This window comes from Thalassobaculum litoreum DSM 18839 (genome assembly GCF_900102465.1).
GTDB lineage: Bacteria > Pseudomonadota > Alphaproteobacteria > Thalassobaculales > Thalassobaculaceae > Thalassobaculum > Thalassobaculum litoreum.
In genome coordinates, this window is sequence record NZ_FNBW01000025.1 from 1 (window position 1) to 15000 (window position 15000).

The 15000-nt window shown below is 57.4% G+C and carries 12 protein-coding genes (1 of these 12 only partly in view); all 12 read left to right on the top strand.

Annotation, left to right across the window (positions count from 1 at the left end; translation table 11 throughout):
- The coding region (locus BLS34_RS24300) for a transposase (RefSeq protein ID WP_175474374.1) at positions 1 to 465 on the top strand (465 nt) is incomplete at its 5' end.
- 1262 nt (positions 466 to 1727) lie between these two features.
- Positions 1728 to 1946, top strand: a complete 219-nt coding sequence (locus tag BLS34_RS24310) for a helix-turn-helix domain-containing protein (RefSeq protein WP_093154549.1) — start codon at positions 1728 to 1730, stop codon at positions 1944 to 1946.
- A gap of 131 nt (positions 1947 to 2077) precedes the next feature.
- Positions 2078 to 3811 carry a tyrosine-type recombinase/integrase gene (locus tag BLS34_RS24315; protein WP_175474375.1) on the top strand — a complete coding sequence of 578 codons (1734 nt, stop codon included), beginning with the start codon at positions 2078 to 2080 and terminating at the stop codon, positions 3809 to 3811.
- A 12-nt stretch (positions 3812 to 3823) separates the two neighbouring features.
- Positions 3824 to 4978 (top strand): site-specific integrase, encoded by a 1155-nt coding sequence (locus tag BLS34_RS24320; RefSeq protein WP_093154554.1) that lies wholly within the window; start codon positions 3824 to 3826, stop codon positions 4976 to 4978.
- Positions 4979 to 5074: 96 nt separating this feature from the next.
- Positions 5075 to 6748 (top strand): recombinase family protein, encoded by a 1674-nt coding sequence (locus tag BLS34_RS24325; RefSeq protein WP_093154556.1) that lies wholly within the window; start codon positions 5075 to 5077, stop codon positions 6746 to 6748.
- 163 nt (positions 6749 to 6911) lie between these two features.
- Complete coding sequence (locus tag BLS34_RS24330; RefSeq protein ID WP_093154559.1) at positions 6912 to 8141, top strand: tyrosine-type recombinase/integrase; 1230 nt, start codon at positions 6912 to 6914, stop codon at positions 8139 to 8141.
- A 27-nt stretch (positions 8142 to 8168) separates the two neighbouring features.
- Complete coding sequence (locus tag BLS34_RS24335; protein ID WP_093154562.1) at positions 8169 to 9113, top strand: MrcB family domain-containing protein; 945 nt, start codon at positions 8169 to 8171, stop codon at positions 9111 to 9113.
- A gap of 170 nt (positions 9114 to 9283) precedes the next feature.
- Positions 9284 to 10036, top strand: a complete 753-nt coding sequence (locus BLS34_RS25685) for a hypothetical protein (RefSeq protein ID WP_139189466.1) — start codon at positions 9284 to 9286, stop codon at positions 10034 to 10036.
- 196 nt (positions 10037 to 10232) lie between these two features.
- On the top strand, positions 10233 to 10487 hold the full coding sequence (locus tag BLS34_RS24340; RefSeq protein WP_093154564.1) for a helix-turn-helix transcriptional regulator: 255 nt from the start codon (positions 10233 to 10235) through the stop codon (positions 10485 to 10487).
- Between the two features lie 440 nt (positions 10488 to 10927).
- Positions 10928 to 12070, top strand: a complete 1143-nt coding sequence (locus BLS34_RS25690) for a hypothetical protein (RefSeq protein ID WP_139189467.1) — start codon at positions 10928 to 10930, stop codon at positions 12068 to 12070.
- 285 nt (positions 12071 to 12355) lie between these two features.
- Positions 12356 to 13612: an SIR2 family NAD-dependent protein deacylase gene (locus tag BLS34_RS24350; protein WP_093154569.1), complete on the top strand. Its 1257-nt coding sequence runs from the start codon at positions 12356 to 12358 to the stop codon at positions 13610 to 13612.
- Positions 13609 to 15000: the 5' portion of an ATP-binding protein gene (locus tag BLS34_RS24355; protein ID WP_093154572.1), read on the top strand. The gene runs 516 nt beyond the window's last position; 1392 of the gene's 1908 nt are visible here — the first part of the coding sequence; the start codon lies at positions 13609 to 13611; the stop codon falls past the right edge of the window. The genes BLS34_RS24350 and BLS34_RS24355 overlap by 4 nt, the downstream gene beginning before the upstream one ends.

Below are 15000 nucleotides of genomic sequence, written 5' to 3' on the forward strand. Positions count from 1 at the left end.
TTCTCGCGCGAGGACTTCACCTACGATCATGACAGCGATGCCTACACCTGCCCCGGCGGAAAGCTTCTGCAGAACAACCGCCGTTCGTTCACCAAGCCGCGGAGCGGCGTGACCAAAGACGACACCCGGATCTACCGGGCCAGCAAGTCCGACTGCGACGCCTGCCCGCTGAAGCCGAGTTGCTGTCCCAAGGAACCGGCACGCAAGATCCCCAGATCAATCCATGAAGGGGCGCGGGATATGGCCCGCGACATCGCCAAGACCGAGGCCTATGCGACCTCCCGCCGACAGCGCAAGAAGGTCGAGATGCTGTTCGCCCACCTCAAACGCATCCTGAAGCTCGGCCGATTGCGACTGCGCGGCCCTTGCGGCGCCCGAGACGAGTTCCTCCTCGCCGCCACCGCCCAGAACCTCCGAAAGCTCGCCAAGATCTGTGCCCCTCAGCCACCGGTACCGGCAACCTGACGGTCGTGGGAACCTTTGCGCCCAGTCCCGGCGAACATTGCCCTGTCTCGACGACGAGCCGACAACCCACTTCTTCAACAACATCGGTCGAAATGGTCGCGGTTATGTACGCTCACCGCACACAGCATCAAGGCGCCCATTCCTGACAACTAAGCAGATCAGCCGTTCGACCGAGCAGAATTATGCGATCGCCAAATTACGGCGTGACAATAGCCCCTCCAGAAGATGGTAAGCTCGGACCATGCTCCTGCCCACTGTATATAATCCACACATCAATCTCGACGTGAACGTTTATTCGCTCCGTCATTTGCTGAAGCAAGCCTAGCCTAATAAGCACATCGAACGCTACCATCAACTCGAATAAATACTTCTATTACTTACCCATACCCTGACATATTAAACACTAATTTACTTTATCTCATATTAAATAAATTAAAAAATTTTCATTATTGAATGATTATAATATTGAATACCAAGTAAATTCAGGAAAGATACTTAAATTCCCCATTGAAAGGAACGGCCATGCCACCCACAAAATCTGACATGATTGAGTCCAGCACTTCGATTTTTAAGCAGTCCACCATCTGGCGGATAACGCTAAGCGCTGAAGTGCCAGATCCCAAGACCAGGAACCGGTTCAAGACCTATACCGCAGATGTCGTCGATACCCATTATCGTTACATCTCGCTACACGCTGCTCACCACATATTGGAGCAGCACAATATCCATCTCGATCTCTGGAACTCCATGACGGTCACGATCACCAAGATCGAGAATCCTCCGATAGACCCTGTGTAGACAGGTCGAACCCAGACTGGGCAAGAGCCAGTCGGCCCTGCGGTTAGACATGATCGGCTTCACCCCTGAACGCCCAAGCGGCGCTCAGGGGTATTGAGTTGGCTGTGACAGCCGTGGCGGTCGGCAAACGACGATTTGATTTCACGGCAATAGTTTGCACGGCATTAGTCTAAGCGTGTGTTAAGTCAGAAAGTAACCGGCGGGACGAAGCCTGAATGGCTATCGGGCCCTTTACTTCTCTAATTGCGCGATAATCTCTCCAGATACTCTCCTGGGTCAGCAAAGGATCCAGCACGCTCGTTCTTCGTGACCTGACGGTAAACCTGCTTCAAATGACTAGCCCATGCACGACCGTGGGCCTGATCAGACATCTGTCCTCCCCTCTGCACTGACGGAGTTGGCGAAAGCTTTGGCGCGCCAAGCGGCTCGTGACGCACTGAACGAAGCCAAGGAGGGAAAGACCGATGCCGGTCACCATCAACAAGACCACCCTGAGTGATCCGCCAGCCGCAGAGCACGATCACTGGATGAGGGTCGACGCCGTAGCCACCGAACTCTGCGTTCATCACACCACGGTTCGTCGGTGGATCCGGGACCGCAAGCTCAAGGCGAAGAAGATCGGCGGGACTGTCCGCATCCGTTCATTGGATCTGGATGCCTTCATTGAGGCTAACGACGCCTAGTCCTCCTCTAGTGAAAACCCCCTCCTCACTTCAACAAATAAATACAGGCGGGGGTTTTCACAAATACATATCCCTGCATCACAGCAATCACTTCTGCATATACGTTCTAACACATGCTCATCGGGGCTAAAATGACCACGACGACCAAACCGTCCGGCACCTACGCTGATCTTCTCGATGACATCACTGCGTTGCAGGACATCGCGGATACGAAGAAGAAGGAGCTGATCGCCGCTGCTCGGTTCATGGCCGAGAAGGTCATCGCCCTCGGTATCGCGGCTCCGATCGACATCGCGATGCTCAACAGCAAGCTCGCCTCGATCTCGGCCACCACATTTGGGCTGAAGAAGGCCTCTTTCCAGAACATCAAGTCCCGCTTTCGCTCCGCGTTGAAGCTCACTGGCCGGGACGTTATGCCGGGCAAGCACACCAGCCCACTGACGCCGGAGTGGCAGGCGGTGATTACCCTGATCCCGACGAAGAAGCGTGCCCGGCCGATCTCTCGGCTCGCGCACTTCGCTTCCAAACGGGGCTGGAGCCCGTCCGAGATCGATGACGAGAAGATGGCGCTTTTTGAGATTGGGCTTAAGTCCGCCATCACGCCGCATGCCGCTCAGGTCTACGGCCGGACCTGCAAGGCTCTGAACGACTTTGCGGCGCAGGTCGAAGGTTGGCCGATCCCAGCCGTGACCCCGCCGACGCCGTCCGCTGCCAAGTCCGTCACCTGGTCGGAGTTGCCGGAACACCTCACGAGCGAAGCCGAGACGTTGTTCGAGGCGAAGCGCAAGTCGGCGACAGGAGTCCCCTCTCTGCTGTCCTTCGAGACGATAGCCGAGTTTACCGCTGCCGAAGCGTCGGGTCAGGGTAGGCCTTGGGCTGATGCAACGGTCGGTAACTACCGCTACGCACTCCAGCGCCATCTGTCGGTTCTGGTTAGAATAGGGCCGATCGACACGGTCAAAGACCTGCGCGCCGCGCTCAATGCCAATCTGGTTCTTGCGTCGGTCAAGTACATCATCAACCAGGACGGTCGGCTGTGCTGGATGCATTTCCGGATCGCCGCCGCTTTGACCGCCATTGGGTCGGCGGTGGGCCTCGGTGACCACGACCTGAAAGCGCTCCGGGCGCTGGAGATGAACATTCACAAGAAGCTCGGAGGAGGCAGCACGGGCCTCTCTGAGAAAGCCAACAAGGTGCTGGCAGCGACGGCCAATCCCGAGACGCGCTTCAAGCTGCTGACCCTGCCGCAGACCTTGATGACAGAAGCGATCAAGATCGCCAAAGACAAGCCCGCTCGCGCTGCTCGGACGATGCGGTCCGCTGCAGCACTGGAGATCCTGATCGTCGCCGCGATCCGGATGAAGAACCTGCTCGCGCTTCGGCTCGACAAGCACTTCCTGAACTGGGCGGACTCGTCGGCCGACAAGCTCATTGTGCTAATCCCGGGCTCGGAGACGAAGGGTGGCAAGGGCATCACTTTTGAGCTGCCGGCCCCCTCCTCGACGCTGATCCGGACCTATGTGATCAAGTATCGCGGCAGACTCCCCGGCGCTGAGTCGCCTTGGCTGTTCCCCGGTACCAAAGGCAGTCACCTCGACAAAACCACCATTAGAGAGCAGCTGCAGCGCTCGGTGCTCGAAAAGGTGGGGATCAAGATCCACATGCACGCGTTCCGCCACGTCATGGCGCAGATCCTGCTCGACGCCTATCCGACGGCATATCAGACCGTGAGCACGATCCTCGGACATAGCTCGCTCGACACCACCACCAAGTACTACTCATCAGTCGACCAGAAGAAGGCGATGCAGGTTTACGACGACCTGATCGCCAACCTTCGGGGCGGCAAGAAGAACAAGAAGAGCTAGGAGGATGAGACGATGACCGCGCTCGCTCACACCATGATCCATATCCGGCCGGTCTTCGACTGGCCGAAGGAGGACCGGACACGGTGGCTCGTCTCTTGCCAGGCAGGACCTGCCGACTTCCTCAAGAGCCTCGAGACAGCCGCGCTTCTGGAACCAAAGAATCAGAAGAGTGCCGATTCTTACGAAGAGACGACGCGGCTGAATCTCATCGACGCCTGGGGCCAATATCTTGAGTATCTGGCCCAGTCGGAGACGGAGGCACTCAGTGGGTCGATCAAGCTGCGTGCGGACCTCGACCAGATCTTCGGATACCTGAAGGAGCTTGAGCGTCTCGGCCGCGCTCCGCAGACGATCGGAACACGAGCAAACTCGATCGCAATGTTTCTCTCCGTGACGTGCCCGGAAGTAGACATTGCAGATCTCCGGGCACTGGCAGCCCGGATGAAACGCGGTGCCCCAACCGTCTCCAAGTCCGGCCGGATCGTAGCCCCAGTGGTCCTGATTGGCCTCGGCGAGAGACTGATGCAACACGCTTGGAAACAGACTGTCGACGAGACACCCACGAAGGATGCCTCTACCACCTTCCGAGACGGCCTGTTGATCGCCCTGCTGGCACAGCGCCCAATTCGTCGTCAGAACCTAGCCGACCTCGAGATTGGTTCCTCGTTCACGTGTCAGGCTGTGCAATTCGAGATTCATCTGACCGCCGAGCAGGTGAAGACTGACAATCCGATCAATGTGCCGTGCCCGACGAATTTGACGGCGCCGATCGAACACTATCTGGCGATCTTCAGGCCGGTTCTCCTCGGTAAAGACTCCTGCCAACACCTTTGGGTGTCCTCAGGCACGGGGCGCCGACTGACGGCGATCGGGATCTACCAGGCGATTCGGAGGCGCACCCGCGACGCTTTCGGATTTCCCGTGAACCCTCATCTGTTCCGGGATTGCGCTGCCACCTTCATGTATCTTCAGTCCCCGGAACTTGCATGGATGATCGCCGGACTGCTCGGTCATGGAAATCTTGCGACCGGTAGGAAGCATTATATCCAGGCTCAGAGTAAGGCCGGGCATGAGCAGTATCAGAGCCTTATCGCCGCGATCCGAGGTGGCAAGCCGATGAGCACAGCCGTTTCCACGGCCTTGCAAGACATCGGCGACTACATTTGAATCTTTGACATAGCGTCCTGACGGTTCAAACTGATCGTGAGCCTACGCCAAGGAGGGCATGGCTCAGGTGCTTTGACCTGATGATGGAGCCCTCCCGTGCGTGCAGCGATCTACGCCAGATACTCTTCCGATAACCAGCGCGACGCCTCGATCGAGGATCAGGTTCGCCTCTGTGCGCTCCTGATCGAGCGTGAAGGCTGGTCGCCGGCTGGCGACTTCAGTGATCGGGCGTTATCGGGCGCGTCCATGGTCCGGCCGGGCCTTCAGGCCGTGCTCGACGCTGCCCGCGACAAAGGCTTCGATATTCTGGTCTGTGAGGCCCTGGACCGCCTCAGCCGCGATCAGGCGGACGTCGCCCAGATCTACAAGCAGCTTCGATTCTTTGGGGTGCAGATCGTCACCCTGTCCGAGGGACCGGTCAGTGAGCTGCATGTCGGCCTCAAGGGTACGATGAACGCGCTGTTCCTGAAGGACCTCGCCGACAAGACCCGTCGCGGCCTGCGAGGCCGTGTGGCGCAGGGATGCTCAGGCGGCGGCAACGCGTATGGCTATGATGTGGTCAGGGACATCGGATCTGACGGAGAACCAGAACGCGGCAAGCGGGTAATCAACGCCGCGCAGGCCGAGGTCGTGCGTCGGATTTTCACGTTGTTCGCAGCCGGCCATTCGCCGCGCGCGATCGCACAGTACCTCAACGACGAACGTATTCCCGGCCCCTCCGGCGCTCTCTGGCGGGACACCAGCATCCGCGGCCACATCACCCGGGGTACTGGCATACTCAACAATGAGCTCTATGTCGGCCGGCTCGTCTGGAACCGGCAGCGCTACATCAAAGACCCGTCCACCGGCAAACGGGTCTCTCGCCTCAACGATCCCTCGGAGTGGCTGGTTGCCGAGGTGCCCGAACTCCGGATCGTCGACGACGCCCTTTGGGATCACGTCAAGGAACGCCAGACCGACATCCGGACCTCCCCGGGCGTCGAGAAGGCGCGGGAGACCCGCTTCTGGGAACGCCGTCGCGCGAAGCATCTGCTGACCGGTAAGGTCTTCTGCGCGTCCTGCGGAAGCGCCTTTGCCTCTGTCGGCCGTAATTATCTCGGTTGCTCGACCGCCCGGGCATCCGGATCCTGCAGCAATACGGCCTCGATCCGACGCGACGATCTTGAGAACCGCATCCTTGATGCACTCAAGTCCAATCTGATGGCGCCGGAGGTGGTGGAGACCTTCATCGCGGAGTTTCATGCCGAGGTAAACCGGCTACGCAGTTCCGATGTCGCCCAGCAAGCCGGCAAGGAGAAGGACCTGGCCTCCATCCGCCGCAAGCTGGATGGGCTGTACGACGCGATTGCCGACGGCCTGCGCACTGACGGTCTCAAGGGCAAGCTCGAGGATCTTGAGCACCGTAAAGCCGCTCTGGAAGCGGAGTTAGAAACGCCCGCGCCGAACCCGCCTCTGCTGCACCCGAACCTGGCCAAGCTCTACGCCGAGCGGGTAGCCGACTTGCATACAGCTTTGCGGAATGAGGGCGTGCGGACCGAGGCGTTGGATATCCTCCGCGGGCTCATCGAGCGCGTAGAGATCGGCGCCAAGACCAAAGACGGCATAAGGCCAGTCGAGCTGATCGGCGATATCGCGGCGATGATCGAGTCGGCTTGCCAAGGTCCGGACAGCAAGACGCCCGCCGGAGGGGCGGGCGTTCTTGGTGTTTACGTGGGTTCGGCCAAGGTGGTTGCGGGGGCAGGATTTGAACCTGCGACCTTCAGGTTATGAGTTATCTGCGACTGTCTACGCCAACTTACGGCGACCAACGCTGAATTACGTAAATAACTGTTTTACATATATTATTTGACTTTCTTCGATACGGCGATATACTCCATGAGACTCTGGAATTCGCTTCCAGATGTTTCCATCCTGCTTCCAGGAGGGTCGCCCGATGCCCCGTCTAACCAAGCGCACCGTCGATGCTCTCGCCCCTCGCGAGACCGACTACATCGTCTTTGACGGCGATGTTTCCGGCTTCGGAGTCCGCGTGCTCCCGAGCGGCAAGAAGAGCTACATGATCCAGTATCGTGCGAGCGGGCGTCAGCGCCGTGTGACGATCGGCAAACATGGCGCGATTACCGTCGATCAAGCTCGCACCCAGGCCCGGGAGTTGTTTGGAGAAATTGCCCGCGGGGAAGATCCAGCCGAAGCGATCGCCGTCTATCGACGTGCGCCGGATATCTCAGCGCTTTGCGACCGATTTATCGATGAGTATGTGATGGTCCGGTGCAAGCCGACGACCATTCGCGAGTACCAGCGCGCGGTTGATCTGTTCATCAAACCCGCCTTCGGGTCTCGGAAAATTTGCGACATCTCCCGCAGCGACGTCGCTGAACTTCATCACAAGAACCGCCATCGGCCCTACCAGGCAAACCGCACGCTCGGCGTGATCTCCAAGATGTTCAACCTGGCGGAGCTTTGGGGCCTCAGGCCCGACGGCTCAAATCCGACGCGTCACGTCCCCAAGTACCGTGAGAGAGGCCGCGAGAGGTATCTGAGCAAGCTTGAGCTTGCCCACCTGTTCGCAACGCTCGACACACTTGAAGCCGCAGGCGAAGAAAGCCCCGCCGCCTGCAACGCCTTCCGGCTGTTGGCCACTACGGGATGTCGCCTCACGGAGATACAGACGCTCAAATGGAGCTATGTGCAGCCTCCGCACATTTTCATTCCAGACAGTAAGACCGGCCCTAGGCGCATTCCCTTGACGGCCGAGGTCTCAAAGATCCTAGACGGCATAGAGCGCGTCCCCGGCAATCCCTACGTGATTGTCGGAGCCGCAGAAGGCGCGCATCTCACCGACCTTCAAAAGCCGTGGCGGCGCATCCGCAAGAAGGCAGGTTTCGATGACGCTCGCATTCACGACCTGCGGCACACCTATGCCTCTCATGCGATGATGGCTGGTGTCAGCCGCGACGAACTGGCAAAGCTCCTTGGCCACAACGATCTGCAATCGACCGCTCGGTACAGTCATTTCTCCGAGGCTCATATTCTCGGAGCGGCGAACACGGCATCCGCACAGATTGGCGCGCAGATGGGGCTCAATTGGCCTGCCCCTGCCGCAGCAAGTGGCGACCACACGTCTTCCGTCGTGAACCTGGCCTCGTTCCGCAAGGACCGCTAGAATTTCCCCCTTAGCGGGAGGGAACCAATGCTTCACGAGACGCTTAAGCGCATTGCAGACGAGTATGGAACGGCCCGCACTGAAACGTTCGAAAAGAACCCGCTCGCGCATTTCATTCGCCACGACGCACCAAGAGCGTTGTCCGAAACCCTGAACCAGTCAGATCTTCTCTACTCGTCAGGTGTGGGTCCGGCCGGAAGATGGGCTCTCATTCCTTGGATCGCGGCACTGCACCCGCTGGTCACGACAAGCGCGCAATTCGGATACTATGTGGTCTATCTGTTCGCTGAGGATATGAGCGTCGTCTATCTATCGCTTCAGCACGCAACGACAGAACTTGAGGCAGAGTTTGGCACCGGTAAAAAGCGTCGAGATGAACTTGCAAGGCGAGCCGCGGTTATGCGGTCCCGCCTGTCAGGTGACCTCGGCACTATGACCCTTGAAGCAATTGACCTGAGATCAGACGGAGCATTCGCCACCAATTACGAAAACGGCCATGCATGCGGCGTTCGCTACGAAACAGCTTCGCTGCCCGCCGAGACGAAACTCGCCGATGATCTTCGCGAGATGATCGAGCTCTATCGAACCTTGATTTACCGAGGTGGCCCGGACGACCTTACCAGCTCCGATCATACCGACGCCGATTCAACAATAAAATCCATCACGCACATTCGCCAAGCTCGCCTGCACTACAAGCTCGAACTCTCGGGTTCCTACGCAAAGAAGGTCAAAGCGGTCCATGGCTACGTTTGCCAGGTATGCGATTTCGACTTTGAGAAAACATATGGCGAGATCGGAAAAGGCTTCATTGAAGCCCATCACCTTGTTCCTGTGGCAACTCTAAACCCAGGTCACGTAGCGACAATGAACCCTAGGACGGATTTCGCGGTCTTATGCTCAAACTGCCACCGAATGGTGCACAAAACCAATCCACCTATGACCATAGACGAACTTAAGAAACTGATCGAATGACCGCCCTATTTATATCTATCTATATAGACGGACGCATGCCGGACGCGTTCCTATATAGATATATAAACGTATCGAACCACCACACTTGGTCAGCAAGGGCTAGACCGGCGCAGGGTATGTAGATAGCACGTCGTTTCGAAGCGGCTTAGATCGCCCACGGAGGGCTGCAATTGGATCCAGAGCACTATTATCCATTGCTGCAGGCATTCTCCAAACTCGGGAAACGGATGTTTGGCAAGCAATGGGCCGGGAATGAGTTCAAGGCTCAAAAGCCGTCATCAATGCGGGCCGCTGCGGAAGATGCTTCGATAAGACACAAAGAGGCATCAGAAGCCCTAATGCGAGCGAGATCAGCTAGCGCCAATCCCGATTTCCAGCGCTCCGTGACCCAAGAATTAGAGAAGCTATCGAAACCAACTGCTGCTGAAAGCAGCGACCGCTCAGGCGATCATCAAATCCCGTTCGAAAGACGCATTGCGGTCGAGACCGAACTTCGGCGAGCCATCGACAGCGGAGAGCTCGTAGCGTTTCTCGACGGCGACGTCGCACTAGATCCAAGCCAAATCTCCGGCAATCGCCACTTCCGCTTAGACGTGCATCTTTCTATGACCCGCATTCCGGCAACGCTCTTGGGCGGGCATCGCCGACACGTCGTTGTTCTGTTTCGGCGCGGCGAATTCGATGATTGGCTGGAAGACAATCACCCCCTACAGCTCGATCCGGATTCCAAAGAGTACAAGGCACAGAAAGCGCGTAACGCTCTGCAACGCAGGATCGATCTCAACCAGACTTGGACAAAGGTGGCCTTCAGAAAATGGGCACGAACTGAGCTGGGCTTGACGGGCTACAGAGCGGGAAAGATTTGGGATGCAATGGTTCCTGAGTCGTGGAAAAAGCCTGGGAACCCTGGCAGAAAGAATTAGGCGAACGCCACTTGCCACCTGTTAATTGCTCGCCCGTCGTCAAAAATACTCCATAAATCAATACGTTAAATTGAACACAATGCTGCCGCTGTTTCTGATAATTGCGTTTTAAAGACTCGCCGTTTTCATTCGGCAAGACACAGAGGATCTTAACCTCCGATCACGCAATTGAGCGTGGCACTAGTGGAGGTAAGAGATGTCAGAAGACAAAACTCTCGAGCAGGCGTCACCCGAATACCTCGATCAACTGATCGACGAACGCGAGGCGGCCAGGTTCATCGGCTACTCGGTTCGAACCCTTCAAAACTGGCGGCTAAGAGGTGGCGGGCCTCAGTACTCAAAGATTTCAAAGCGCTCGGTGAGATATCGCCGGCGTCACCTCCTAGCGTGGGCTGACAACGCCCTTCGCTCGAACACGTCCGATCAAGGAGGTAATTCATGGGGTCAATAAAAAGGGCAGGCCCGGCGGCAACCGGACACTGCCCGAAACACAAGTCGTATTGTCTATCTGCGCTTGTAGCTGAACTGAAACGCTTCCGCAAGGAGCGGGCTCAATTTGCCCGCTCCTCGCAGCTTGTTTAGTCGATTTGGTTAGACAATTTTGCCCCGACCGGGTTGGCAGCACGGCCGGGGATTTTGGGGGCGGACGCAACCGCGTTTCCTCAAAAGCCAGGGGCAGGCAACGGCGTCAGCCGTCTGCCTCCCCTGGCCCTCCCTTCGGGCGGGCTAAAGCCGCCCCCAAAACAAATGCTGCCCCTGCGCGGAGCGCGCATCAAGCCGGCCGCGAAGCGGTCGGCCCACTGAAAATCGAGAGATCGAAGAGGACGGAAGTCCAAGAGGGGGGTCCCTGTAGCACCCCCCTCTACAAATACAAGATGAGAGATTGGCGTAATGAGAACGATCTACAGCGGCTTCGACAATCTAGACGTTTCCTATAAGGGGCACATCTCGGATGCATTCCTTGCGAAGCTGGAAGACGCCAAGGCCCGTGCAATCGAAGTACGCAGCGAAATCCTGATTGAACATGGCGGCATCAGAATGCATGTCGCTGAAAGCGGCGGCGCCGGCGGTTACCCTTTCCGATGCGATACAGGCCCGCTCGGCGGAACATGGTTCTTCAGGCGACCAAATCCTAAAGATCCCTGGACGATCCGGTTTTCCGCTAAGTCGCTCACCGTGTCACAGTTTGGAGTCGACGGAACCCGGGCTCAGATCGAAGACACGTTGCATGCGCTTGGCTGCATGCTCCATCCAAACCCAGAGAGCATCGGGCGAGTAGATTTCGCAGTGGATATTCTGGCACCGGGTTTCGAACTCCAACCCGACAACTTCGTGCTGCACGCCCGCATGGGTCGCTCCGATCATGCAGAGGTAGATACCATTCAATCACACGGCCGATCAGGACGTTATACCTCCGTCACAGCGGGCACCAAAAACCGGCGCCAAGTCATCGTCTATGACAAGCGGCTTGAAGTGACCAATAAGCCATTGAAGGCTCCTTGGTTCAAAATTTGGGAAGTAGAGATGACGCGCAGGGGAATAAAGCCTTTGAACTTCAAAGACCGCCACGAAGGCGCCGTTTGGCGAGTCGAAGCACGCGCAGGAAAGCAATGCCTGAAGGATCAACACGACGTGACGAGTTGGTCAGACCTACATCGGGAGATCAAGACGATCTTCGAAACCGTGCTGGACAAAATCCGGTATACGCACCCGAATGCGGACACCAATCGAAGTCGGTGGCCGGAACACCGATTTTGGGACCTTGCTCGCGCGGAAGTCAGCCGGATCGAACTCGACCGAACAGGTCTGCTGGATCAAGAACGGATTCTAGAAGCCTCCCGCGTCGCACAAGCGGAACTGCTCCGTCAGCAACTCGTTGGGCTTGCCGCATCAGAGGCGGCGCTTACAGCAAGGAACGATGATGATCCCGCACGTGCAGCAGTCGAAACCTTGCAGGAAACGATCCGGTCTAATGGTGAACAATTCAGGGAGAGCTTTGAGAGAGCAAAAGGCAGGTACGCCCATTTCAAATGACCAAGTCCAACGGCAGCAATGGCCGAGCCTGACTTCACTGCGAAAAATCGAAAGCCTGCTATCGAACCGATCCTCTGAGCATGGGAAGGACCACTGTCCAGGCGCGCTCAAGATAGCGGTGACTGCGATTTATGATAGTAGGCTATTGCTCAGTATCAAGTGACGGCAATCTCACTGTTCGCAGCACGAGCTTGCGATTTAGGTGTTTCTGTTTCAAGTTGAATACCATAACGCGAAACAGTGTAACCCATACCCTGTAGAGGGTGCGCGTAACAGTGAGTTCAAATGTCGGAACAAATCAATACGAATGGGGCTTACACGCCTACGGCAGCCGGCACTTCCCTGTCCCACGATCCTTATCGCCGGGTGACTGACATTCTTCAGCGCCTATCTCCTGGGCGGATGCGGATCGCTTTTCTGTTGGGGGCGGGGTGTCCGTTGTCCATCCGGGATGGTGGGAAGCCGTTGATTCCTGACATCGCCGGTCTCACCGAGGAAGTCAAATCCGCCCTGCTCAGTGATGCTTCCACCAAGGCTGTGACGGAAGGGCTGTGGGCGCGGGTTGAGGGGCGAGGTATTAATAACCCCACGATCGAAGATCTACTCAGCCATACACGAACGCTTCTGTCGCTCTGCGGCGAGAATGGTAATGGTGTCGACAGCTTCTCTAAGGCAGAGCTGCAAGCATTCGATCAGGGGGCATGCACCACTGTCCGTACTGCCGTGTCGACACCGCTGCCTGCCGAAGGCACACCTTACCACATCCTCGCAAGCTGGATTCAGTCCATCCCTCGAGAGCATCCGGTTGAAATCTTTACGACCAACTATGATGAATTGATGGAGCAGGCCCTGGAAAACCGCGGCGTGCCGTATTTTGACGGTTTCGTCGGGTCAGCCAGCGCTTTTCTTGATCTGGACTCTATGGTGGAAGACGACCTTCCATCCCGTTGGGCGCGACTTTGGAAAATGCATGGTTCGATCAACTGGTGGCTTACCAAGGACGATCATGTTCGCCGGAGCCGTGATCGGATAGATGGGGAACAACTCCTCATCTACCCGTCACATCTGAAGTACGACCAAAGTCGACAGATGCCGTATCTAGCGATGCTTGATCGCCTTCGCGTCTTTCTTCGCGCTCACCAAAGCGTTGTCGTCACCTGCGGTTATTCGTTCGTGGACGAGCACATCAATGCCTATTTGGTCCAAGGCCTTGCAGGCAATCCCAATGCCTCGTGCTTGGCGCTGATCTGGGGTGACCTATCATCGGTCCCCGACGCGGTAGCTCTAGCACGGCGACACGCGAACCTTACAGTGATGGCAGCCGATGGGGGCGTCATTGGCACCGTCAAGCGTGATTGGTCTTACGAACACAAGGACAACAATCCGGCTTACGAAATCGCGGTTACCAACGAGGCACTACCGAACCGCTCCGATGCACCCGACGGCCAGTGCAAATGGCTGCTGGGGGACTTCGCTGCCTTCGGCTCGCTACTCGCTTCTCAGCTGTCCGACCGAGAAGCGGAGGCCGGTCCGGCGATATGAAGGCCAGCTCGACCCTCATTGGATCTGTTCAAGACGTCTCGGGAACGTCAATCAGTGTCGCCCTAGTGACGGACACGGTGACCGGCCTCAGTTTTCACAACGGCGAAGCCTACCGCATTGGTCAAGTCGGCAGCTTTGTGCGGATACCGCTCGGCTACACCAACCTGTTCGGCCTTGTGTCGCAGGTTGGCGCTGGCGCAGCCCCCGTCCGGGAGGGTGCGCTCGAACCCGACAGCAATCAATGGCTGAGGGTCCAGTTAGTCGGTGAAAAAGGACGGGAGGGGCGTTTCGAACGTGGTGTCTCCCAGCACCCGACAATCAACGACGCTGTCCACATCGTCACTGAAGCGGATCTTAGAGACATTTATGGTCCTGGAGATCCGATCGACTTTGTACGTGTCGGCCACCTCGCTAGCGCGGATTCCATTCCTGCTTTGGTCAACATCAACAAGCTTGTGACACGCCACTCAGCAGTCGTCGGGACGACGGGTGCCGGGAAATCGACCACGGTAGCCGCGATCCTGACTGCGCTCTCGACCGCCGGTGTCTATCCGTCCTCGCGCATACTCTTGTTCGACGTGCATGGCGAATACGGGCAGGCGTTGGCAGATGTCGCTACCGTGCTCCGGATCGACCCTTATCTTGACCGAGACGAGGTGCCGCTCCGAGTTCCCTTCTGGGCCTTGAGCTTCGATGAGTTGATCCGGCTGACCTTTGGAAGTTTGAACGATGAAACCAAAGCCGTGATCGGCGACATGATTGCTGATCGGAAGCGATCATCGTTCGATGCCAACCCAGTCGACGGCCTAACTCGGGATCGCATCAACGCGGACAGTCCGATCCCCTTCTCGATCCATCATCTCTGGTTCGAACTACACTGCCGCGAGCACCAGACCGTCGTGCCGGACCCCGGCGGCACAGCTGGCGATCTCCAACCGGCGTTTGTACTTGACGGGAACGGTCAACCGCTTCAACCGGGCAACGCTGACAGGGTCGTTCCACCGCTCTACCGTATGGTCAAAACAACTGGACCTGCTACAGAGCGCGTCCAATGGGGACCAGACCCGATTAACGCTCGGCGCGAAATCGGCATCCTGGGATCGCGATTACGCGATCCGCAGTTCCAGTTTCTATTCCGCCCAGACGAATGGAGCCCGAACCAAGACGGGGCGGTAACGGAGGATCTGGACAGCCTGCTGTCGCGCTGGCTCGGTAACGACAAACCAATCACGATCCTCGACTTGTCCGGCGTACCTTCATCCGTCCTAAACGACCTCGTAGGTGCGGTCCTGCGCGTGGTCTATGAAGCTTTGTTTTGGGCTCAAAACCTGCCCGAAGGTGGAAGGGAAAGACCATTGCTATGCGTTCTTGAGGAGGCCCACGCCTAT